The organism is Priestia sp. VA7, assembly GCF_055710015.1.
The window spans coordinates 868,225-889,223 of the sequence record NZ_JBVQPN010000001.1; the positions used below are offsets into that span (position 1 = coordinate 868,225).

Annotated in this window: 23 protein-coding genes; 18 read left to right on the forward strand and 5 right to left on the reverse strand. The window is 38.4% G+C overall.

The features are described from left to right. The first annotated feature begins 45 nt into the window (after positions 1-45). Together AC0C45_RS04500 and AC0C45_RS04505 are read left to right on the forward strand one after the other, a co-directional pair. Positions 46-672, forward strand: coding sequence for a phosphatase PAP2 family protein (locus tag AC0C45_RS04500; protein ID WP_013084675.1), 627 nt, complete (start codon positions 46-48; stop codon positions 670-672). A gap of 246 nt (positions 673-918) precedes the next feature. After that, the gene (locus tag AC0C45_RS04505) at positions 919-1,242 is read left to right on the forward strand and encodes a hypothetical protein (RefSeq protein WP_013058713.1); all 324 of its coding nucleotides are present in this window, start codon (positions 919-921) and stop codon (positions 1,240-1,242) included. Positions 1,243-1,293: 51 nt separating this feature from the next. Here the strand turns inward: AC0C45_RS04505 and AC0C45_RS04510 are convergent, their stop codons facing one another. Next, positions 1,294-1,446, reverse strand: a complete 153-nt coding sequence (locus AC0C45_RS04510) for a hypothetical protein (RefSeq protein WP_013058712.1) — start codon at positions 1,444-1,446, stop codon at positions 1,294-1,296. Between the two features lie 194 nt (positions 1,447-1,640). Between AC0C45_RS04510 and deoD the strand changes: the two genes are divergently transcribed. Both deoD and AC0C45_RS04520 read left to right on the forward strand, forming a co-directional pair. Next, positions 1,641-2,345 carry a purine-nucleoside phosphorylase gene (gene deoD / locus AC0C45_RS04515; RefSeq protein ID WP_013058711.1) on the forward strand — a complete coding sequence of 235 codons (705 nt, stop codon included), beginning with the start codon at positions 1,641-1,643 and terminating at the stop codon, positions 2,343-2,345. Positions 2,346-2,559: 214 nt separating this feature from the next. Further along, positions 2,560-4,008 (forward strand): SulP family inorganic anion transporter, encoded by a 1,449-nt coding sequence (locus tag AC0C45_RS04520; protein ID WP_280168688.1) that lies wholly within the window; start codon positions 2,560-2,562, stop codon positions 4,006-4,008. A 243-nt stretch (positions 4,009-4,251) separates the two neighbouring features. Here AC0C45_RS04520 and AC0C45_RS04525 read toward each other — a convergent pair whose 3' ends face one another. Next, positions 4,252-5,418 carry an FtsW/RodA/SpoVE family cell cycle protein gene (locus AC0C45_RS04525; protein ID WP_013084672.1) on the reverse strand — a complete coding sequence of 389 codons (1,167 nt, stop codon included), beginning with the start codon at positions 5,416-5,418 and terminating at the stop codon, positions 4,252-4,254. 706 nt (positions 5,419-6,124) lie between these two features. On the opposite strand from AC0C45_RS04525, the gene AC0C45_RS04530 reads away from it, so the two are divergent. The 12 genes from AC0C45_RS04530 (at position 6,125) to AC0C45_RS04585 (ending at position 16,385) form a co-directional block, all read left to right on the forward strand. After that, positions 6,125-6,652 carry a hypothetical protein gene (locus AC0C45_RS04530; RefSeq protein WP_228459496.1) on the forward strand — a complete coding sequence of 176 codons (528 nt, stop codon included), beginning with the start codon at positions 6,125-6,127 and terminating at the stop codon, positions 6,650-6,652. A 160-nt stretch (positions 6,653-6,812) separates the two neighbouring features. Then, on the forward strand, positions 6,813-7,304 hold the full coding sequence (locus AC0C45_RS04535) for a transporter (protein WP_280168687.1): 492 nt from the start codon (positions 6,813-6,815) through the stop codon (positions 7,302-7,304). 140 nt (positions 7,305-7,444) lie between these two features. Further along, complete coding sequence (locus AC0C45_RS04540) at positions 7,445-8,071, forward strand: FMN-dependent NADH-azoreductase (RefSeq protein ID WP_016765302.1); 627 nt, start codon at positions 7,445-7,447, stop codon at positions 8,069-8,071. A 130-nt stretch (positions 8,072-8,201) separates the two neighbouring features. Continuing rightward, positions 8,202-8,414, forward strand: coding sequence for a hypothetical protein (locus tag AC0C45_RS04545; protein WP_080967522.1), 213 nt, complete (start codon positions 8,202-8,204; stop codon positions 8,412-8,414). Positions 8,415-8,636: 222 nt separating this feature from the next. After that, the gene (locus tag AC0C45_RS04550; protein ID WP_013084668.1) at positions 8,637-9,134 is read left to right on the forward strand and encodes a PTS sugar transporter subunit IIA; all 498 of its coding nucleotides are present in this window, start codon (positions 8,637-8,639) and stop codon (positions 9,132-9,134) included. A 37-nt stretch (positions 9,135-9,171) separates the two neighbouring features. After that, the gene (locus tag AC0C45_RS04555) at positions 9,172-9,999 is read left to right on the forward strand and encodes a PRD domain-containing protein (protein ID WP_472927924.1); all 828 of its coding nucleotides are present in this window, start codon (positions 9,172-9,174) and stop codon (positions 9,997-9,999) included. A 179-nt stretch (positions 10,000-10,178) separates the two neighbouring features. Next, complete coding sequence (locus AC0C45_RS04560) at positions 10,179-11,558, forward strand: sucrose-specific PTS transporter subunit IIBC (RefSeq protein WP_472927925.1); 1,380 nt, start codon at positions 10,179-10,181, stop codon at positions 11,556-11,558. Positions 11,559-12,063: 505 nt separating this feature from the next. Next, a complete protein-coding gene (yidC, locus tag AC0C45_RS04565; RefSeq protein ID WP_013058701.1) occupies positions 12,064-12,882 on the forward strand; it encodes a membrane protein insertase YidC in 819 nt (272 codons plus the stop codon). Between the two features lie 101 nt (positions 12,883-12,983). After that, positions 12,984-14,189 carry a TolB family protein gene (locus tag AC0C45_RS04570; RefSeq protein WP_047930725.1) on the forward strand — a complete coding sequence of 402 codons (1,206 nt, stop codon included), beginning with the start codon at positions 12,984-12,986 and terminating at the stop codon, positions 14,187-14,189. Positions 14,190-14,224: 35 nt separating this feature from the next. Then, positions 14,225-14,734, forward strand: a complete 510-nt coding sequence (locus AC0C45_RS04575) for a GNAT family N-acetyltransferase (protein WP_034649397.1) — start codon at positions 14,225-14,227, stop codon at positions 14,732-14,734. Positions 14,735-14,854: 120 nt separating this feature from the next. After that, positions 14,855-15,697: an ATP-binding cassette domain-containing protein gene (locus AC0C45_RS04580; RefSeq protein WP_280168684.1), complete on the forward strand. Its 843-nt coding sequence runs from the start codon at positions 14,855-14,857 to the stop codon at positions 15,695-15,697. Between the two features lies 1 nt (position 15,698). Beyond that, positions 15,699-16,385, forward strand: coding sequence for a hypothetical protein (locus tag AC0C45_RS04585; RefSeq protein WP_016765296.1), 687 nt, complete (start codon positions 15,699-15,701; stop codon positions 16,383-16,385). 27 nt (positions 16,386-16,412) lie between these two features. Here AC0C45_RS04585 and AC0C45_RS04590 read toward each other — a convergent pair whose 3' ends face one another. The 3 genes from AC0C45_RS04590 to AC0C45_RS04600 form a co-directional block, all read right to left on the reverse strand. Then, entirely contained in the window at positions 16,413-17,231 is an 819-nt protein-coding gene (locus tag AC0C45_RS04590; protein WP_280168683.1) for a glycerophosphodiester phosphodiesterase family protein, read from the reverse strand. 128 nt (positions 17,232-17,359) lie between these two features. After that, positions 17,360-17,983: a class F sortase gene (locus tag AC0C45_RS04595; RefSeq protein ID WP_013084660.1), complete on the reverse strand. Its 624-nt coding sequence runs from the start codon at positions 17,981-17,983 to the stop codon at positions 17,360-17,362. Further along, positions 17,980-18,789, reverse strand: a complete 810-nt coding sequence (locus AC0C45_RS04600) for a DUF4397 domain-containing protein (protein ID WP_280168682.1) — start codon at positions 18,787-18,789, stop codon at positions 17,980-17,982. Before AC0C45_RS04600 ends, AC0C45_RS04595 begins: the two co-directional genes overlap by 4 nt. Positions 18,790-19,047: 258 nt before the next feature. Between AC0C45_RS04600 and AC0C45_RS04605 the strand changes: the two genes are divergently transcribed. Then, positions 19,048-19,938 carry a YitT family protein gene (locus AC0C45_RS04605; RefSeq protein WP_013058693.1) on the forward strand — a complete coding sequence of 297 codons (891 nt, stop codon included), beginning with the start codon at positions 19,048-19,050 and terminating at the stop codon, positions 19,936-19,938. A gap of 359 nt (positions 19,939-20,297) precedes the next feature. Continuing rightward, entirely contained in the window at positions 20,298-20,915 is a 618-nt protein-coding gene (locus AC0C45_RS04610; RefSeq protein WP_472927926.1) for an alpha/beta family hydrolase, read from the forward strand. Positions 20,916-20,999 lie beyond the last annotated feature (84 nt).

Sequence of the window (20,999 nt, forward strand, 5' to 3'; positions counted from 1 at the left end):
GAACGCTACATGCTTTTTCTTTTAATAGGTTGGAGGAAATGAAAAATGGTAAATCGCACTACAAAATATTCTCTATTTATTGTATCGCTTTTAGCTTTCTTTTTACTGATTTTATTTACATTTAATACACCTTGGGTGAAACAGCTTGACTTTAATGTGCTTCATACCATTGAAGGATGGAGGACGGACACGTTAACCCCCATCATCATATTTATAACAACCGTAGGATCTTGGTATGTTACTGCGCCAATATGGTTTGCAATTATAGTACTTCTTCTTTATAAACGAAAAGGGTTGCTCGTTTTATATATCACGCTCGTCTTTTGGGGAGTTCGCGCTTTAAATTGGGGATTGAAGGAGATTTTTGCAAGACCAAGACCTGATTGGAGTCAAGTCGTTCCCGCCTCTCACTATAGTTTTCCGAGCGGACATGCCATGAACTCAATGGCGTTTTACAGCGGAGTACTTTTGTTGATATGGATGTATACAAGAAGCAGGGCTGTCAAAACGGCAGCTGCATGCGTAATTGCTATTGTTATTTTATTAATTGGATTTAGCCGTTTGTATTTAGGCGTACACTTTTTAACGGATATACTAGCAGGATATTGTTTAGGGCTTGCTTGGTCCTTAGGGGTCTACCTCCTTTCTAAACGCCTATATAACCAAAAATAGGAGCAATGGTTACATTTTTTTCGTTAATATTTCATTTTGTTTAAGTAGGCCTATTGATTCATCCATTCAAAAACAACTAATGATAAAATGGGAAACAAATATTTTATGTACATGTTTAATAAGAAAAAACTAGTAATTTCGACAAAAAACGTTTTGATTTGATAAAGGATTTTCGGATTTTATCACTAATTATATAAGAATACATGACGTAAAAGAGTAAATACTTGCTTTTGGGTGGAGGGAAGAATGTTGAGTGTGTGGACCACAATAAAAAAACAATTTAATATTAGCACAGAATATGATGTAACCATTATGCAAACAGAAGAAAAAGGCGAAAAGCGCGGATATAAGCCTGTCCATCGTCTAACGATTACAGCATTCGATCATCAAGACGCAGCAACACAAGTATTTCAGATGTTTAATATTGCTGATAATTTGCCAAAAGATTGTGATGCAAGGTTTATCAGCACAGGCGATATTTTGTTAATTGATGAAGGTACTCGAGGAAAGTATTACTACAAGCTATGGACAGACGGCTGGCAAAAAGTGAATCGCCTGCACGTACGCTAAACATAAGGTAAAAGCGACCTATCTGGCCGCTTTTTATTTATATGTTGACCCTTAGTAATCACGAGTATGATGGCCAGGACCATTTTTTCGGTTTGTTGCTGAATATTCATCTCCATGGGCTTCATGTTCTGCTATAATTGCTTCTTTTGGAATATGATTATTCTTTTTAGGCGAATTAATTCGATTGCGATGTTTTTTTCCCATACATATCACCTCAGCTAACGTTAGTAAATCCCTTGCGCTATTAGCGTACCCTTATATAAAAAGACATACTACGCCATTTTTTGGGCCGTATGTCTTTTTATTTTTGTCGCATAATGTTAGAAGGAAATAGACATGCAAGGGATACAATATGGTATAGTGAAAGCGTAAGATTTTTTACATATAGGAGGTACGAAATGAGCGTACATATTGGAGCAAAACAAGGTGATATTGCAGAAACGATTTTACTTCCAGGTGATCCACTTCGTGCAAAATACATTGCAGAAACATTTTTAGAAGATGTAACTTGCTATAACGAAGTGCGCGGTATGCTTGGATTTACAGGAACATATAAAGGAAAACGCGTTTCTGTTCAAGGAACAGGAATGGGTGTACCATCAATTGCTATTTATGTAAATGAACTAATGAATGAATATGGTGTCCAAAATCTAATTCGCGTTGGTACATGCGGAGCAATTCAAAAAGATGTAAAAGTACGTGACGTTATCTTGGCCATGTCCTCGTCAAGTGATTCACAAATGAACCGCGTTAAATTTGGTCCTATCGACTATGCACCGACAGCTAACTTTGATTTATTAAAGCGCGCTTACGATGCAGGTGTTGAAAAAGGCCTTCAGTTAAAAGTAGGAAGTGTATTTACATCTGATCAATTTTACAATGAAGACGGCCAGCTAGAAAAATTGGCAGCTCACGGCGTATTGGCAGTTGAAATGGAAACAACGGCTTTGTATACGCTAGCTGCTAAATACGGCCGTAATGCTTTATCGGTTTTAACAGTAAGTGATCACATTTTCACTGGTGAAGAAACAACGTCAGAAGAGCGTCAAACGACGTTTAACGATATGATTGTTGTTGCGCTTGAAGCAGCAATTAATGAATGAACATAAAGTCGTTTATTTGCTGAATGGCAGCGAAAAGCTGCGGCGTAACAAATAAAAAGACGAGAAGCAATCAAGCTTCTCGTCTTTTTATTTGTGAAAATTAATTGTTTCCAAACAGGAAATTGTATGGTACGATTTGATACGTTAAAAACGGCTTTGATTTTCGTGAAAGTCGAAAATCGTATAAAAAATTCATAAGAGGTGATAAACCATCATGGTGGCAAGTATTAAACAGCAGTGGTTTTCAAACGTTCGAGCAGATATTTTGTCTGGGATGACAGTTGCTCTTGCGCTTATTCCAGAAGCCCTTGCTTTTTCCATTATCGCCGGTGTCGATCCCATGGTTGGCCTGTATGCATCTTTTTGTATGGCAATTGTGATTGCTTTTACAGGCGGAAGACCAGCTATGATTTCAGCTGCAACAGGAGCAATGTCTTTATTGATGATTAACTTAGTCAAAGATCACGGCATTGAGTATTTATTTGCAGCTACTGTTTTAACCGGAATTATTCAAATTTTACTTGGTGTTTTGAAAGTAGGAAGGTTTTTATCATTTCTTCCTCAAACAGTTATGATTGGATTTGTAAATGCGCTAGGTATTTTAATTTTTACAGCACAGCTTCCGCATTTTCAAGGAGCAAACTGGATGATGTACGCAATGGTAGCCGGAACGCTGCTCATCGTCTATTTGTTTCCGCTCATAACCAAAGCAATACCATCTCCGCTTGTTGCCATTGTCTTGATGACGATTGTAGCGATTGTCTTTCATTTAGATTTAAAAACGGTAGGAGATATGGGGAATATTACGCGTTCGCTGCCGGTTCTTCACTTTCCAAAGGTTGATTTATCAGTGGAGATGCTGCTTATCATTTTACCTTATTCGCTTCCTTTGGCGATTGTAGGCCTACTTGAATCTATGCTAACGGCAACGGTACTGGACGAAATTACAGATACGCCTTCGAATAAAAATAAAGAAGCACGCGGTCAAGGCATTGCTAATATTGTAACAGGCTTCTTTGGAGGAATGGCTGGCTGTGCCATGATTGGACAATCTATGATTAATGTAAAATCAGGGGGACGTGGAAGGTTATCTACCTTAGTCGCCGGAGTCTTTTTATTGTTCTTAATTATGGTGCTTGGCGATGTTGTTAAACAAATTCCAATGGCTGCTCTTGTAGGCGTTATGTTTATGGTAGCTGCTGGTACATTTGATTGGCAGTCCCTTAAAGACTTAACGAAATATCCGCTATCGGATGCTATTGTAATGGTTGTTACGGTGGTTATCGTATTGTTTACACATAACTTAGCATTAGGAGTAATGGTAGGTATTGTTTTAAGCACCATTGTATTTGGCTGGAAGATGGCTAAAATCAAAACAACTTCACAAACAGAAGGCAATATGAAGCAATACAGGGTTTCAGGGCAATTATTTTTTGCCACGATCAGCTTCTTCATGGATGAATTTCAGTATGAAACAGACCCGGATACCATCATTATTGATTTTAGTTCTTCTCATATATGGGATCAATCGGCCGTGATCGGCATCTCAAAAATTATCGATAAGTACGAGCGATTGAATAAAAAGGTTATTGTAAAAGGACTAAATGAAGACAGTAAAAAAATCGTAAGGCAAATTGGCATAACGTCGCTGTCGAACAAATAAAAGGTGTGCAGTAGCACACCTTTTTTACTTGTTTCGTTTTAGTAGCTGTATGAGCCAGGTGGAAAAAGAAGTTGTAGATGAAGGTACGGATGTCTGTTTTAACAAAATAGCATAGGCTTTGCGCCGATATTGGTAATCAAGCATGCATATCTACTCCTTTTAAAACAGGATTTGGAAGCGTTTTTTTTATTGTAGCATGCTTAATAGGGAGATAAAAGAAAAAAGAGAGACCATCGTCTCTCTTTAATCATTTCCAAACATATAGCGTTTGTGATGCCATGAGATTCCAAACATCAGACCCATTGCAAACATGTTCCCCATCAGTGAACTACCTCCATATGAAATAAAAGGAAGTGGAATTCCGGTAATAGGCAAGACTTGAATGGTCATACCGATATTTTGAAATACGTGGAACGTAAGCATTGAAATAACGCCTACACATAAGTAAGAATTGAATTCATTTTTTGTTTCAAGGCCTAGCTTGATCAAGTAATAAACGAGTACGAAGAAAAGACTAATAACAATGCTGGCGCCGATAAAGCCAAACTCTTCTCCAATAACCGCAAAAATAAAGTCGGTCTGCCCCTCTGGCAAATAGACAACTCCATTTCCGATTCCTTTACCGTTTACCATTCCTGATCCAATTGCATCTAACGATTTCTTTAAATGATAGCCCTCTCCCGAACTATATGACTCAGGATCAAGCCAAGAATAAATACGTCCAAATTGGTATTGCTTAACCCCTAGATACTTTTCTAATAGGCTAGGTGCATAAACAACAAGTCCCAAAATGACAGAACCAACCGCTGTAATACCTAAAAATGCAGGCGCGATGATTTTCCAGCTTACGCCTGAAACAAATACAAGTCCAACCGTGATTGCTAAGAACACAAGAGCGGTACCTAAGTCAGGCTGCTGCATGATTAACAATAAAGGTAAAGCAAGTACAGCGCCTAGTTTACCAAGCAGTAAAAAGTCTTCTCTTACTGTTCGGATACGATATTTTTCATTGTGTTTAACAATGACCGTACTCAGCGTGATAATCAAAAACACTTTCATAAACTCTGATGGCTGCAACGAGAAGCCGGGAAGTGTGAACCAACTTTTTGCCCCGTTAATTTCTCTGGCAATGCTTGACGGAGCCACTAGTAAAAGAAGCAATAAAAAGTTCCCAAATCCATAAAAAACCCACGTTAGCTTTTGAAGCTGATCGGAGTCAAAACGCATGACAAATCCTATAATCACCATTCCAATAATATAAAAAACAACTTGTTGCGCTACGAAGTTCTTATCATACTGCCCAATTTTTTCAGCACTATGGATTGCCACAACGCTTACGCAAAACAATAGGAAGATTAGGAAAGCCAAGTTCCAGTCAAATCTACTAACATTTCTTTGATTTTCACCCATATTATTCACCTGTCACTATTAAATCTCATTCTTTCTTTATGATAAAAGAAAAATGCTGGTTTTTAATGCAAAGTCGATTAATGAAGAGTCGCACTAACCCCACTTTGCAGTTTTTGCTTTGAATATAGACTTGCTAAAAGTAAGAAAAGATATGTCGCAAGCTGCGTTACCATACAGCCTTTTATTATACATGAATTATTCTATAACATAAATAGGAGAAATGATAACAATTTCTTTTTTCTAAAAACTCTATTTGTAGGGATTTATTCAATTCATCTTCTTTATCTCCTTAAAGGTTAATATGAAAACATATTATAGGAATTTATCTTTTTTTGCACGTGAAAAGATAAAGAAACGTGTATACATATAACGAAAGAAAGGGCAAATAGTTTCATATGAACGACTGAAAAATTCTAAACTGCGAGGACTAAATCTAGCAAGCTATACATATGAATAATAGTAAAGATAAGAGAAAGTGTTCTACACTATCTTTTTCTACATGCAGACATTCAACTTCTTAGCAGTCCCACAAGTAAACAGTTGAGACAAGAATATAGTTACATTCGACTTTCTTGCTGATGAACGAACGTATGGAAGGTATATGGATAGATTACCGAATCAAAGACATAGGATATTAGGAAAATAATAGATAGAGATTAATAGAATCATAACGTAGAGAGGTGTGTTTATGATTATAGGGGCAAGTGTGACAGCATTATTATTATTATGGTGGACAATTTTTTATAGCGGGCGCTACTATCATTATGTTTCAGAGCCTGTTGGCAAAAGAATTTCCCTTCACGTAGGAATACATGTCACCTTAGTGGTTGGAGTGAATGCATGTCTCTGGCTTGAGCAGCCGCTGCTTTTTTCTAGTATTTTAGCAGGGTGTGCAGGACTAGGAGCCGGATGGTTTGTAGGGATTCCTTTTTCGGTAAAAAGTATTTTAAGTGGAATAATGGGGGGCATAGGAACCGGTGTTAGTTTTTATATCTCTATGAGCATGTGGATGGATCAATTTAACTGGCTATCTTTTTTATTGATAGGAACGAGCGTTATTTTTAGCGGAAGCTCGTTATTTCAAGTGTTAAAATCGATTCCGTCATTTGAAAAGGTACTGGTGAAAATGTGGATTCAACATCCTTTTCTGATAGCTCCTATTTTGATTACCGTATTTTGGCTGTATAATTTTATTGAAAAATATTTTCCGCAAGCAGATCCAACACGCAAGTAGTTTCCGTGTTGGATTTATTATTTCCTCTGATAAGACTCCCCTTTAAGTTTACCAAGTTTAACATCGTTCAATTAGTCTATAGAAGATAAAAGTAGACATTCACCTATCTTCATTATGATGCATATTGTAACGTAGCAAGCATTATAAAGGGGGAGTGCGTATGTATCCATATCAATACGATCCACGTTTTCAAAATTTGTTTCCACCTGGAGGAGGCCAAGGGTTTCCATCGTTTCCACCTGGAGGAGGAGACCAAGGGTTTCCATCGTTTCCACCTGGAGGAGGAGGCCAAGGGTTTCCACCGCCGCCACCTGGAGGAGGAGGTCAAGGATTTCCACCACCACCACCTGGAGGAGGGGGCCAAGGGTTTCCGCCGCAGGGAGGAGCGCAGCCGCCTTCAAGTCCGCCGCCAGCTTTTACACCTACACCAAAGCTAGGTTCAGGAGGTCCATCGCTTTATGCTGTTGATCCAGGCGCTATTTCAGGGTGCTTATACCGATATACTTATATATGGCCGAGAAATGGTCGACCTTACTGGTTTTACCCAACCTTTGTAGGCAGACGCTCAGTTGCAGGATATCGCTGGACAGGATCTTTCTGGGTGTATGCTGGGGTAGATGTAAATCAAATTCGAGAATTTCAATGTGTATAAAACTCCGCTTGCGGAGTTTTTTTGTGCGAAAAGGTTGACGCATAAAAAATGGCGTTATATAATAAATCTCGAATTAAAGATAATTTGTTTAGTAATATCTTGAATTAATGATAATAGACACTTTTTAGGAGATGACATTTATGGCAAATGTATTATATGTAAAAGTAAATCCGCAGGTTGATGAAGCATCATTTTCAACTCGTTTAGCACAGGTTTTCTTAGATGAGTATAAAACAGCAAACCCGACTGATACAGTGACAACGCTTGATTTGTATAAAGAAACAGTTCCATTCATTGATGGAGATGTTTTAGCGGCATGGGGAAAAGCTGGAGCTGGTGAAGAATTATCAGCTGTTGAATTAGAAAAAGTAACGCGTATGGGTGAATTAGTAGAGCAGTTTTTACAAGCTGACAAAGTTATTTTCTCAGCTCCAATGTGGAACTTAAGCTTCCCTCCACTAATGAAAGCGTATATTGATAACATTTTAATTGCAGGAAAAACGTTTAAATATACTGAAAACGGTCCAGTAGGATTAGCTTCAGATAAAAAAGTAGTATTACTAGAAGCTCGTGGAGGCGTGTACTCAGAAGGCCCAGCAGCAGAGCTAGAATTTACTCAAAGCTATTTACGTACAGTGATGAGCTTCATTGGGGTTCAAGATTTCCACCTGGTTGTTGCAGAAGGCATGGCTTACACACCAGCAGAAGCAGACAATATTCTAGCAAAAGCATCTGAAAAAGCAAAAGAAGTTGCGTCAACGTTCTAATCTCAAGAGGCTGGGACAAAAGAATTTTAGACGAAGTGAAAAACGAACCACTGATCAAGATGTTTGATTAGTGGTTCGTTTTTTTTGTTACGGTAAACGTAGGTTTCATGTTTGTAAGTCTTTCTAGCAGTTGATTGGAGGGCAAGCCGAAGACTCCTGCGGGAAAAGCGGAATAGGTGAGACCCCACAGGAGCGTATGCGACGAGGAGGCTCAGCGACCGCCCGCGGAAAGCGAAGTCTTGCACGGAAATCAACTGCGGTGTCAAAAGCGGTTCGGCTCATGTATACGAGTTGTTCGTCTTTAGAGTGGATTCATTTTTTTATGTCTCAATCTCTTTTTTAGGTTTAAAATTCAATATTCCTCCTTCAGAAAATGTGCAAAGGGTTACATAAAATGCAGCATAGAGAACGTGCTTCGTATAAAAGCGCTTATACATTTTTATTTACAAGACCAAAAAAGCATGGTTAAATAATGACCATGTTAACGTAACATCGGGATAGGGGAAGTTTTTCTGCAGAATCATTGGGGTATGCTACAAGTACAATCTAAAAAAGGGTGATTGAGATGTTTAAAAAATTATTTGGTAATAAGACAAAATCAAAAGAAACAACCGTTCTAGCTCCGCTTTCAGGTAATATCCTGCCAATCAGCGAAGTGCCAGATCCAGTGTTCGCACAGAAGATGATGGGAGACGGTTTTGCAATCGAACCTTCAGAAGGACAAGTTGTTTCACCTGTTGCTGGGGAAGTCGTTCAGCTTTTCCATACAAAACACGCGGTAGGCTTAAAAACAGAAGCCGGTACGGAAGTATTAATACATATCGGCCTTGAAACAGTGGCAATGGAAGGCGAAGGATTCGAAGCTCACGTGGCACAAGGTGACAAAGTAAGCGTAGGAACACCTCTTATCACATTTGATTTAGCGCTTATTCAAGAAAAAGCGAAAAGCATTATCACACCAATCGTTATTACAAACAGTGATGCAAGTGAAAGTTTCGAAATTTTGGCTCAAGGGACGGTTCAAAAAGGCGAAACGGCTTGTGCAAAAGTAACGATGAAGTAATTAGCAAGGCTTTTTCCTTTAAGAAAGGAGAGCGCATTTGAAGATTTTAAAAGTGTTAAATAACAACGCCGTTGTCTTTAAAGAAGGCGGAGTTGAAAAAATTGCGATGGGTCCCGGTATTGCTTTTCAAAAAGGTAAAAATGATCTTATTAATGCTGCAAAAGTGGAGAAAGTCTTTGTCATGAAAGAAGAGCAGGAAAAGTTTCAAGAACTATTAAAAAACCTTCCTGAAGAGCATATTCAAGTGGCGGAAGAAATCATTTCTTATGCTGAACAGCAGCTTTCTGCTACATTAAGTCATCATGTGCATATTACTTTGAGCGATCATTTATCCTTTGCTGTCGAAAGGATAGCCCGCCGAATTTCCATACAAAATAAATTGCTTAATGAAATTAAATCTCTCTATCAGCCTGAGTATGCAATAGGAGTATGGGCTCTTAAGCATATCAAAAAGAGACTAGATATCACGATGCCGATTGACGAAGCGGGATATATTGCGCTTCATATTCATACGGCGAAACTGAATTCACCGGGAATGCAGCAGCTCATGATGAATACAACGATTATTAATGAAATGGTTACGATTATAAAAAAAGAGCTGAATATGGAGATTGATGAAAACAGCATGTCCTATCAGCGGCTGCTGACTCACTTGCGCTTTGCGTTAAACCGTTTAGCGCAAAATGAACCCTTTCATGAGATGGATGAAGAGATGCTTAACGTATTAAAAGTCAAATATAAAAAATCGTATCAGTGTGCTGAAACGATCAAGCAATTTGTCAAAGATGAGTACGAAATTAATTTTCCAGAAGCGGAGTTAGGATATATCACGCTTCACATTTGCCGAATAGAGCAAAGAATATAGAAAAAAACATTGACGAATATTGTTGCTTTGAGTACAATGAAAGCGTATTAATTGAATAATCGGGATTGTGACTGGTAAAGCAGGCAAGACCTAGAATGCGCATGAAGGACAAGTGTGTCTTTTATAAGTGTGTTTTAGGTCTTGCTTTTTTTTATGACATACAAAAAGGAGGAAGTAAGATGGACGTAAAAGAAATTGCTAAAAAACTTGTTCCGCTTTTAGGAGGAAAAGGAAATATTGCTAGTGCGCAGCACTGTGCTACGCGTTTGCGCCTCGTTATTCGAGATGAAAGCAAAATCGATCAAAAAGGTTTAGATGAAATAGAAGATGTAAAAGGGGCTTTTACAAATTCAGGACAGTTTCAAATCATTTTTGGAACCGGTCTCGTTAATAAAATCCATGCTGCTTTTGTGAAAGAATTAGGTGATGACGAGGCTGCTGCCCCAGCGGATCATCAAGAAGAAATGAAAAAGAAAATGAACCCATTTGCCCGTTTTGCCCGCATGCTTTCCAATATTTTTGTTCCGATTATTCCAGCCATTGTAGCCAGTGGTTTACTAATGGGACTGCTCGGGATGATGAAAGCGTTCCACTGGGTCTCAGAAGATAGCGCGTTATTTGTGTTGTTGGATATGTTCTCAGGCGCAGCATTTATCATTTTACCGATTTTAATCGGGTTTTCAGCTGCAAAAGAATTTGGTTCAAATCCTTATCTAGGAGCGGTTATAGGAGGGATCTTAACGCATCCGATGTTATTAAATCCGTGGACATTAGCAGATGCTAAGCCGGAATATATGGATTTGTTTGGCTTAAGTATTCCGCTGATTGGCTACCAAGGTACGGTCGTTCCGATTTTATTGGCTATCTACGTTATGAGTAAAATTGAAAAGGGACTCCGGAAAATTGTGCCGAATTCGATTGATTTACTTGTTACGCCTTTTTTAACTGTTATTATCACAGGCTTTGTGTCACTTGTGTTTATTGGTCCTTTCGGTCGCTATATTGGAGATTTAATTTCGATCAGCCTTCAGTCTTTATACGATGTAGCCGGAGTGTTTGCAGGAATTTTGTTTGGCGGCTTATATTCGACCATTGTATTAACAGGCTTGCAGCATAGTTTTCATGCTATTGAAGCAGGACTGCTTGCTAATCCGAAGATTGGCGTTAACTTCCTACTTCCTATTTGGGCCTGCGCGAACGTGGCGCAAGGAGGAGCAGGGCTGGCTGTTTACTTTAAGACGAAAAATGCCAAAACGAAAAAAATTGCGATTCCAGCGGCTATTTCTTCCTTCTTAGGAATTACAGAACCGATTATTTTCGGCGTCAATTTAAGACTTCGCAAGCCATTTATTGCTGCGGCTATAGGCGGAGCAGCCGGAGGAGGCTATGTTGTACTTATGCACGTAGTAGCCAATGCCTACGGACTTACAGGTATTCCAATGATGGCCATTGCTGCGCCGCTTGGTATGAGTAATTTAATTCACTATATCATTGGTATGATTATTTCTGTAGGTGTTGCATTCGGTGTTACGTGGTTCATGAAACTAAAAGAAGACTGAGAACCATCGGTAAGTATACGAGAATAGAGAATGGTATTAGATTTGCTCATCATATTTTATGGTGAGCAAATTTTGTGTCGTAAATATGAAACTTTTTAAAAAGTAATACGTAGAACAGTCAAAGAGATAAGTTGATGTTGTGTAACAGGAACGTAAATGCTACACTACATATATTGGATTGTACTATTATAGTCAGAAAGAGAGCTGGCACATGGAATTTTATCACGATCTTTTTCTATATGCGCCGTATTTATCTGCTTTCGTTTTATACATCCTTTGTTATTATATGCTTCGTGAAGCTAGGTTTACGGCTTTTCATGCGGAACCTGTCACCGACCATGTGAATGCAGGGATTGATCCTTCAGTATTAACAATATGGAAAAGACGAAATGTATTTATACATGTGTATAGAAAAACACCAGTTAAAGAGAAGAATAATGATGAAGAAGATCCTTTCCTTCTGAAAAACACTTCATACATTTAGTCATTATTAGGAGGAAAGAATATGAAAAGAAATAAAAAATTATTATTGCTTGGTTTAATGGGAGCGCTTCTTTTAGCTCTAGCCGGCTGTAGCAGCACAAAAACACCAGTAACCGCAACAAGCGGCGGGTTCTGGGATCATTATTTTGTTTACCCTTTATCAATGGCATTAACGAAAATTGCTGAGTGGGCAGGCGGAAGCTATGGTCTGTCTATTATTATTGCGACGGTTATCATTCGTTTAGTTCTATTGCCGCTTATTTTAAAACAGCAAAAGAGCACGATGGCTATGCAAGCACTTCGTCCAGAGATGGAAAAGATTCAAAAGAAATATGCTGGTAAAAAAGATCCTGAAACACAGCAAAAGCAGCAAAAAGAAATGATGCAGCTTTACCAAACGCATAAAATTAATCCGGTTGGCGGATGTTTGCCAATCTTTATTCAAATGCCTATTATTATCGCATTTTATAATGCCATTGCACGAACGCATGAAATTGCACAGCATTCATTCTTATGGGTAAGTTTAGGAAAGCCAGATCCTTACTTCATTTTACCGGTAGTTGCAGCGATTACGACATTCTTACAAATTCGTGTAAGTATGACGGATGAAATTCAACCTCCAATGAAAATGATGATGAACATTATGCCAATCTTCATCTTAGTAGCGGGAATTTCACTTCCATCTGCTCTTGCATTATATTGGGTAATTGGTAACTTATTCGGAATTGGACAAGGTTACTACTTGAAAAAACGTATGAGCTTATTAAAAGAAAAAGATGCAGCTAATAATACAGCACAAGCTAAAACAAAACCATCACCAAAATCTAAGTCAAAATCATAATATACAAAAAGCGCAGCTATTCGCTGCGCTTTTTTATTTTTTCAAAAAAGTGATGAGATGAGGAGATTTGTGTAACGCTATAAAAAAAGACAGGAGTGAACATGGTGAAAAAAATAGCGTTATGTCTGCTTTTTCTTATGTTGTTCCCTATGCAAATAAGTGCTGCCAATACAGTGAAGGTCAGTTTTATAAGGCAAGGAAACCTATGGGTATATGATAACGGTACCGAAAGGCAGTTATCCTATGCCCGTCATGCCTCTATGCCTCAATGGTCATCACATGGAGATATAGTTGCTTATGCAGAAAATGATTCTTTAATGATTGCACCGTTAAAAGGAAAACCGCTACTTGTTGAACATGATGTGACTCATTATCAATGGTCACCGGTTGCTGAGGAACTTGCGTATATTTCGAATGGAATCTTAGTATATTACAACGTTAAAACGCATGAAAAGAAGCGTGTAGCCGTAGGGGTTGATCAGTTTTCATGGTTTCCAGAAGGAGATCGATTTTTAATTACGTCAGCTGCTGCGCTGGCGCCGACGGGATGGGGACCGGTAAAGCTATATACAGTGAGCAAATATGCAGGGTTAGATGTAAAAAAAGTGGAGGCTTTTACGACGCTCCCGGCAGAAAATGATTCGTTTTTTGCGTATACAACAAGCAGCTTCAAATGGTCTCCTAACGGTCAATGGATTAGTTTTATCGCTATTCCAACGGCTTCGATGTCTGCAGATGCAAATAAGCTGTGCATCATTACAAAAGAAGGGAAAGCTTTTCAAGTAGTGGGAGATATGCTTAATGTACCTAATTGGTTTAAGTGGAGTAATGAAGAGCAAGTACTGGCATTTATTGATGGGGAAGGAAGGTTTGCCACTGAAAATAAAAAGTTCACTTTAAAAGAGATGCCGGTTTTTAAAGAACATGTGTTTACTCCAAAAGGCTTCGCAGATTGGGATTTTACTTGGACAGAAAAAGATAACATCATCATTTCACGTGTGCCCGAAACAGGGTGGTCGAATGATGAAAAAAAGAGGCCGCTGCCTTTTTTGTATAGCATGGACGTAAAGACCAATAAGCAAAGTCAGTTCACATTTCCACAAAAAGGCTTAGGAGATTATGCGCCTGTTTATCATAAAGCAACGAATCAAACGATGTGGATTCGTACAAATCGAAAACAAGCAAATCTTTTAACACGCGTAAAAGATACGAAAAATGATAAGGTACTTATTTCAGGCTTAGACCTGCCGGGAAATTATTATGAGCTGTATCGGTGGAATGAAGTATTTAGCGTGTACAACCCTTAATAGCTAATTAAAACATAAGAAACTAAGGTGAAAACATGAATATACGATTGTTGGTAAAAGAAGACGCTGACATGTACTTTGAACTCCGTCTTCGTGCTTTAAAAGATCATCCCGAAAGTTTTATTTTAAGTTATGAAGAAGAATATGAAAAAGAAATTGCTGACATCCGAAATTATTTTCCAAGCAGCCAATCAGAATTTGTAGTAGGAGCTTTTATGGAAAAACAGCTTGTGGGGATCGTAGGGTTTCAGCAGCAAAAGCCTTTAAAAGTTCAGCATAAGGGAGATATTTGGGGGATGTACGTAGCCCCTGAAGCAAGGGGGAAGGGGCTTGGAAAGAAGCTGTTAAAAACCGCTGTTGAACAAGCTTTTTCAAAAACAAATGTTTTGCAAATCTACCTGGCCGTCGCTGCTAAAAATGAAGGAGTAAAAGCCCTATACAAAAGCCTCGGTTTTACTTCTTATGCGTATGAAAAAAGAGCTCTTCAAGTAGATGGTGAATTTATCGATGAAGAGCATATGGTATTGTCTATAAAAAGCCTTTGATCATATCAAAGGCTTTTTTTGTGCGGGAAAAATTTAGCTGAAACGTATAGAGATGGAAGCACATTCCCCATAAATATGCTATGATTTAACATATAGGATTATGGAGAGGCGAGGCAGCAGATGGAAAAACTGATTGAATTAAAAAATGTTGCAAAAGTATACAAAAAACATACCGTATTAGAAAACGTTCATACGACCCTTTATAAAGGAGAGACTGTGGCAATTGTTGGAAAAAATGGCGCGGGAAAAAGTACGTTTTTAAAGCTGATTGGCGGATTATCTAAACCGACTAAAGGGACAGTTCACCTTCATAAAGAAACCGGTACGCCTGGATTTGTGGTGGAACAATTTCCTCAGGAGCTGCGTTTTACGCTAGCAGGTTATTTGCAGCACATGGGACGAATTCAAGGATTGTCTAAGAAAAAGCGCAGCTCTAGAATTGAAGAGCTGCTCGAAACTTTCGAAATGGTAGAGTTTAGACATGAAGAAATCTTTTCTTTTTCAAAAGGAATGAAGCAAAAAGTCAACATGATGCAAGCACTGCTGAGTTCTTCTAAGCTGCTATTGCTTGATGAACCTCTATCAGGATTAGATGCTCGTGCTCAGCTAGAAGTAGAACGAATTTTTACAAAGCTCAAAGAACGAGGGATGACCATTGTATTTACGTGTCATGAAGAAAGGCTCATTCATGCTGTAGCCGATCGTGTTATCACCATTGGCTCACAGCGCATTTTAAAAAATGAGCGCGTTCAACTCATTGAGCATTTAACGGTTATTGAGGCAAATGTCATTCTCAATAAGCCGCTTCGCTTATTAAAAGAAAAGTGCACGAAAATTGAACAGCATGGAAACTACTGGATTTTTTATATAGATAAAAAATATGTAAACGAGTTTCTTGCAGAATTGCTTGCTGTTCAAGCTGAAGTTGTAAAGCTATATCATATGGAAAGGGAAGAAATTTAAGATGGGTGCATTGATTCGCTATCATTTTATTACATACATTAAATCGTATCGATATATTCCGCCGCTTGCACTTTATATTATTTCGCTGTGTATGAACTATACATATAGACCGAACCCGGTGCTTGATAGCTTTTTTAATACGGCACTTTTCCTCTTTTTTCTAACCACTTGGTTTACGATGTCGCTGTTTCATGCGGAAGATTCCAGTCAAGAAGTTATTACAAAACTTCATGTAGGGAAAAAGAACAAGTACTTTATGAGCAAGCTTATTAGCTGTACGCTGCTGTTTACATTTTTATCAGCGGTTTCCATTGCTTATCCTGTGCTCCTTGATATGTTTGAAGTGGACATATCCACTAGGCAAATGGTGTTTGGGTTTATTATTCACTGGACGTTTAGTTTGCTTGGTATGAGCATAGGCCTTGTTTTCACAAGAGATGTTGTAAGAGAAGGCAGCTTATCGTGGTTTGGACCTCTATTTATTTTAATCGTTACGCTTGCAGCAGCAGGCGTTTCATTTCCGTATCAAGGAGGCGGACTGCTGCTGTATGTATTGCCACCCGTATCTGCAATCATTCAATTTATTAACGAAGGACTAAATAAATTTTTGGTGTTTGGCTGGGCTTTGCTTTATGCCATAGCATTAATTAGCCTGTACTTGTGGAGAGCGAATAGAAGAGATGTATAAAGAATAAACACTTGCCGCGGCAAGTGTTTATTTATTATGAAGCACGTTATAAAGCCGATCGGAGTAATTAGTAAACATACCGGTTACGCCCCACTCGATAAGCATTCTCATTTGTTTTTCGTCATTTACTGTATAAGGATGAACGTCTAAATCGTACGAGCGAGCTTTTTGTACATATGGTTTTGTCAGCGTGTTTGCGTTCGGACCGATGCCGTTCGCGTACGTTTTGATTTGTCTGAACTGCTGATCTGTTAACATATTGGTTTGCTTAGAACGAATCAGTTGAATTAGTTTCATAGTAGGTCGGTATCGATGGACGGTTTTTAAGCTTTCAGGACTAAATGATTGTACAATGACGTGATTGGTATGAATGTTGTACTTAGCCATCAGCGTCAACAATTCCTTTTCCATACCTGGATATTCATGAGGAGATTTTGTTTCAATATAATAGTTTGTTCGATTGCCAAACGTACGGAATATTTCTTCTAAAGTTGGAATGACGGCTTTTTTATTACCTTTTCCTGCGTTCAAACGCTGAAGCTGCTTCACTGTATACTGTTTTACATATCCTGTTCCATTTGTCGTTCGGTCAACTTTGTAGTCATGAATTGCTACAAGCTGCTGATCTTTAGACATATGAAGATCAAGTTCAATGTAATCCGCTTTTTGCTGAACGGCTGCTAGATAAGATTGCATCGTATGCTCTGGCTCATAACCTGATGCGCCTCGATGAGCAATAATGGCTACTTTTTCTGCTTGAGTAGAAGCTGCCTGCGTATGTATAAACATAAAAATACCGCATAAACAAAGAGTGAGTGAGCTTACAAACCACCATTTTCGTCTCATATCAAAACTCCTTTTTATTGAGGGGTCGTGCATTAGTTTACTAGCGAGATGTTGTGTTCATATTAAGGCTGTGTAAATATTTAAATAAAACGAACGAGTATGTAATTAAAAGTAATAAACGCCGATGTTTAGTGAGAAACATCGGCTGTTTTTTCCGGGCGGAGGCTTGTATAAATAACGAGCCTGCGCTCATGAGTTTTCTGTTTATGATCAAATGTTCCCGTACAGGTGATTAAATTAAGCTGGTGTTGAAAAGTTGGGCCGAAAATCTCTCTGATAGGAGCAGAATCTCGGGGGTAAGAAGCTTTATTGGTAACAACAAAAGTCAGCTGATCCCCTTGCTGATCGGTTACCAGAATTTCGTCTCCTTTTGTAAGCTTGTCGAGATGATAGAAGATAGCGGGTCCTTTTTGATCATCAACATGTCCTGCAATGACCGCATTTCCTTCCTCTCCGGGTCTTGCTCCAAGCTTAAACCAAGCTACATCATGACCATTATCAGGAACGCTCATTTCACCTTGGTTAGTAAGGCCCATTCCTTTTATAAAAGCCTTGATATGAAGCTTCGGAATAATAAGCTGAGATGGAAGAGGCGTAGAAGCAGTTCCTGAAGATTTCAAGGATTGAGCCGATTTTGTTTCAGCCATCTTCACAACAAAATCTGTCGAGCTGTTTGCGATTGCTGATTGGGCAAACCAGCTGCTCATGAATAGTATAAAAGAAAAGGTGAAAACCCCTCCTATCCATTTCATTCGCTTTCGTATCCTCTGTGACGACGAACAACAAATATAGCGACCGCTCCAATTCCTAATAAAGTAAGAACCGGCACAATTGAATTATAATTATCCTGTGAAGCACCGCCCATACCTGTTTTGGGCATTTCAGAAGGCATAGCCGTATTATCTTTTAATAAAAGCGTTTCAAGACTGTCAGCTTTGTTAATAGCAAGCACTGTGTAGACCGTGTTAGCTTCTAAATTAAGGTTTGGAATGTCCAGTACTTTTTTCTTGTCTTGACTAGTTGTAATGGTCAAATCATAGGTTCCGGCATCTACTTCAGAATAATTTGTCATTTGTTTAAAAACAGTGTCTTTAAACAAAGTAGGGCCGTGATTAATACCTACATCAACAGCGGGAGCATCTGGAGAAAAGTGAGCAATTCGGATTTTACTCTTTCCTTTAGCTACGTTCATATCATCTTGAGCTACTTTTAATTCCAAGTGTGCAACTTGGTTAATAGCAGCAAGGGTATAGGCTTTGTTTGCTTCGACGGTTACATTAGTGGAAATGACAGGTTTTTCTTTTCCTTTTGTACCTATGGCATATACCTCTATTTTATGAGACCCCGCAGGTACTTTAAGGTAATCCGTCACATCTTTAAACGATGCGCCGACTACGATGCTTTGATTGTCCACATATATATCTACTTCAGGTGCATCAGGTGACGCATGCACAACTCGTATCATCGCCTCCTGCACAGCTGCAGAAGTGAAATTATCTGAAAAAGCTAGCAATAAAACTGCGAGTAAAGAAGCAGCAATAATCTTTACACGGTTCATAACGTTTTACTCTCCTTTTAATCTAAGTTTGTCCTGTTAGTCCCGTATGAAAAGTGGTGGGCATGCATTCACTTTTGAACGTACTCGGGCATTTATTCACTTGTTATCATCTACAATTTTATCCAATATATGCATAATTTATTTCATTAGATGAAATTTTTGTAAAAGAGCAGATAAATAGTTTGAATTTTGTGATAATATTAAAATAAGGGTTTGGTTAGTAGTTGATGTCTCTATCGCAAAAGGAGGGGAAGTTATGTGCTGCAAACGAATCATGAAATAAAAAAGGTTGTTCATCGTTCGCTATCAGCTAAAATGATTGTAAAGCGCATGCTGTTTATTTTAGTGGGAGCCCTTTTAATGGCCGTCGGGCTAGAATTTTTTCTTGTCCCTAATGAGGTTATTGACGGTGGAATTGTAGGTATATCTATTATTTTATCCCACTTAACGGATGTTCAAATCGGCTTTTATATCTTCGTATTAAATCTTCCATTCTTTTTTATTGGCTACAAGCAAATTGGAAAAACATTTGCGCTATCTACGCTTTTAGGTGTTATCATTCTATCCATTGCTACCTCTATTTTTCACGACTTACCGGTCTTAACAGGTGACCCTCTTTTAGCCACTGTGTTTGGCGGAATTGTTCTTGGTGTGGGAGTAGGAATTGTTATTCGGTACGGAGGTTCGCTAGACGGCACCGAGATATTAGCTATTTTATTTAATAAGCGTACGCCTTTCTCCGTAGGTGAGACGATTATGTTTTTTAATTTATTTATTTTGGGAAGTGCCGGTTTTGTATTTGGCTGGGATCGCGCTATGTATTCTTTAATGGCTTACTTCATTGCTTTTAAAACGATTGATATTGTGATTCAAGGTTTAGATGAGTCTAAGTCAGCTTGGATTATCAGCGAACAATATGAACAAATTGGCGAGGCAATTCTTGCTCGTTTAGGGAGAGGCGTCACGTATTTAAATGGGGAAGGGGCGTATACGGGAGATGATAAAAAAGTCATTTTTTGTGTGATTACCAGGCTTGAAGAAGCAAAGCTAAAAGCGATTATCGATGAGATAGATCCATCTGCTTTTTTTGCTGTAGCCGCTATTGCTGAAGTCAGGGGAGGAAGGTTTAAGAAACGAGATATTCATTAGTGAAGGTTGTCTGCTAATGAGGCTGTCCCGTTATTACATGCAGCAGCCTTTTTATTTTCTCTCTTTGTTTCGAGTATATGGAATGGTTTATGTCGCTTCTGCTGCGTCCTGCTTTGGGCATATCGAACCTCTCTTTTTTCTTGTATATCTTTAAAACAAACATGTAAAATGTCTAAAAGATATAAAAAGAGTACATAGTAAAAAACAGAAAGAGGGAGTGACATGAAAAAAACGTTAAAAATAGTAGGAGTCAGTCTTGCTGTTCTTGTTGCAGTAACCGTGGTTTTTTTGTCATATGGTCAGGTTTTGATTATGAACCTTCAAAGCAGCTTCACTCACTAGTAGATGAGAAAAAAGTAGTGAAGAAAGACGATTATTACGTATTCAAGCCTCAAACGAACAAAGAGATAAAAGCCGGCTATATTATTTATCAAGGTGCTAAAGTAGAGCCGTTAGCATATGGCTATTATGCTCAGCAAATTGCAAATGAAGGATATCTTGTTGCTGTTGTAGATTCTCCGTTTAATATGAGTTTTTTTAGTCAAAACAAAGCGACGGATATTGTGAAGAGCTATCCGAAGATTTCCGCATGGTTTATCGGAGGGCATTCCCTTGGCGGAGTGAGTGGAGCCTCTTATGCGTATGATCATCAAAACTCAATAAAAGGCTTAGTTCTTTTAGCATCGTATCCGATGAATAAAAATAATTTTTCAATTTCCACTTATCCTATTTTGTCTTTAACCGGTGAGAAAGATGGTTTGTCGACGCCTGAAAAAATTAAAGAAACCAAGCATTTACTTTCAAAAAATACGGAGCTGGTCCAAGTAAAAGGAGCTAATCACGCACAGTTTGGAATGTACGGGAAACAAAAAGGCGACAACAAAGCCAGTATTTCCCCTAAAGAGCAGCAGGATGAGCTAGTAAAAAGAACGGTCAAGTGGTTAAACAGTCAAATGAAAAAGTCCGTCAGTAACTAACTGACGGACTTTTTTTCTTTTTTTGGAAATAACACTTGAAAAAATAACCAGTTAGTTATATAGTTAGTTACATAAGTAATGAAC

Excerpts from the sequence above, each read along its gene's own strand:
- AC0C45_RS04500 (WP_013084675.1), top strand. The coding sequence starts at position 46 with ATGGTAAATCGCACTACAAAATATTCTCTATTTATTGTATCGCTTTTA.
- AC0C45_RS04505 (WP_013058713.1), top strand. The coding sequence starts at position 919 with ATGTTGAGTGTGTGGACCACAATAAAAAAACAATTTAATATTAGCACA.
- AC0C45_RS04510 (WP_013058712.1), bottom strand. The coding sequence starts at position 1,446 with ATGGGAAAAAAACATCGCAATCGAATTAATTCGCCTAAAAAGAATAAT.
- deoD (WP_013058711.1), top strand. The coding sequence starts at position 1,641 with ATGAGCGTACATATTGGAGCAAAACAAGGTGATATTGCAGAAACGATT.
- AC0C45_RS04520 (WP_280168688.1), top strand. The coding sequence starts at position 2,560 with ATGGTGGCAAGTATTAAACAGCAGTGGTTTTCAAACGTTCGAGCAGAT.
- AC0C45_RS04525 (WP_013084672.1), bottom strand. The coding sequence starts at position 5,418 with ATGGGTGAAAATCAAAGAAATGTTAGTAGATTTGACTGGAACTTGGCT.
- AC0C45_RS04535 (WP_280168687.1), top strand. The coding sequence starts at position 6,813 with ATGTATCCATATCAATACGATCCACGTTTTCAAAATTTGTTTCCACCT.
- AC0C45_RS04540 (WP_016765302.1), top strand. The coding sequence starts at position 7,445 with ATGGCAAATGTATTATATGTAAAAGTAAATCCGCAGGTTGATGAAGCA.
- AC0C45_RS04550 (WP_013084668.1), top strand. The coding sequence starts at position 8,637 with ATGTTTAAAAAATTATTTGGTAATAAGACAAAATCAAAAGAAACAACC.
- AC0C45_RS04560 (WP_472927925.1), top strand. The coding sequence starts at position 10,179 with ATGGACGTAAAAGAAATTGCTAAAAAACTTGTTCCGCTTTTAGGAGGA.
- yidC (WP_013058701.1), top strand. The coding sequence starts at position 12,064 with ATGAAAAGAAATAAAAAATTATTATTGCTTGGTTTAATGGGAGCGCTT.
- AC0C45_RS04570 (WP_047930725.1), top strand. The coding sequence starts at position 12,984 with ATGGTGAAAAAAATAGCGTTATGTCTGCTTTTTCTTATGTTGTTCCCT.
- AC0C45_RS04575 (WP_034649397.1), top strand. The coding sequence starts at position 14,225 with ATGAATATACGATTGTTGGTAAAAGAAGACGCTGACATGTACTTTGAA.
- AC0C45_RS04580 (WP_280168684.1), top strand. The coding sequence starts at position 14,855 with ATGGAAAAACTGATTGAATTAAAAAATGTTGCAAAAGTATACAAAAAA.
- AC0C45_RS04585 (WP_016765296.1), top strand. The coding sequence starts at position 15,699 with ATGGGTGCATTGATTCGCTATCATTTTATTACATACATTAAATCGTAT.
- AC0C45_RS04590 (WP_280168683.1), bottom strand. The coding sequence starts at position 17,231 with ATGAGACGAAAATGGTGGTTTGTAAGCTCACTCACTCTTTGTTTATGC.
- AC0C45_RS04595 (WP_013084660.1), bottom strand. The coding sequence starts at position 17,983 with ATGAAATGGATAGGAGGGGTTTTCACCTTTTCTTTTATACTATTCATG.
- AC0C45_RS04600 (WP_280168682.1), bottom strand. The coding sequence starts at position 18,789 with ATGAACCGTGTAAAGATTATTGCTGCTTCTTTACTCGCAGTTTTATTG.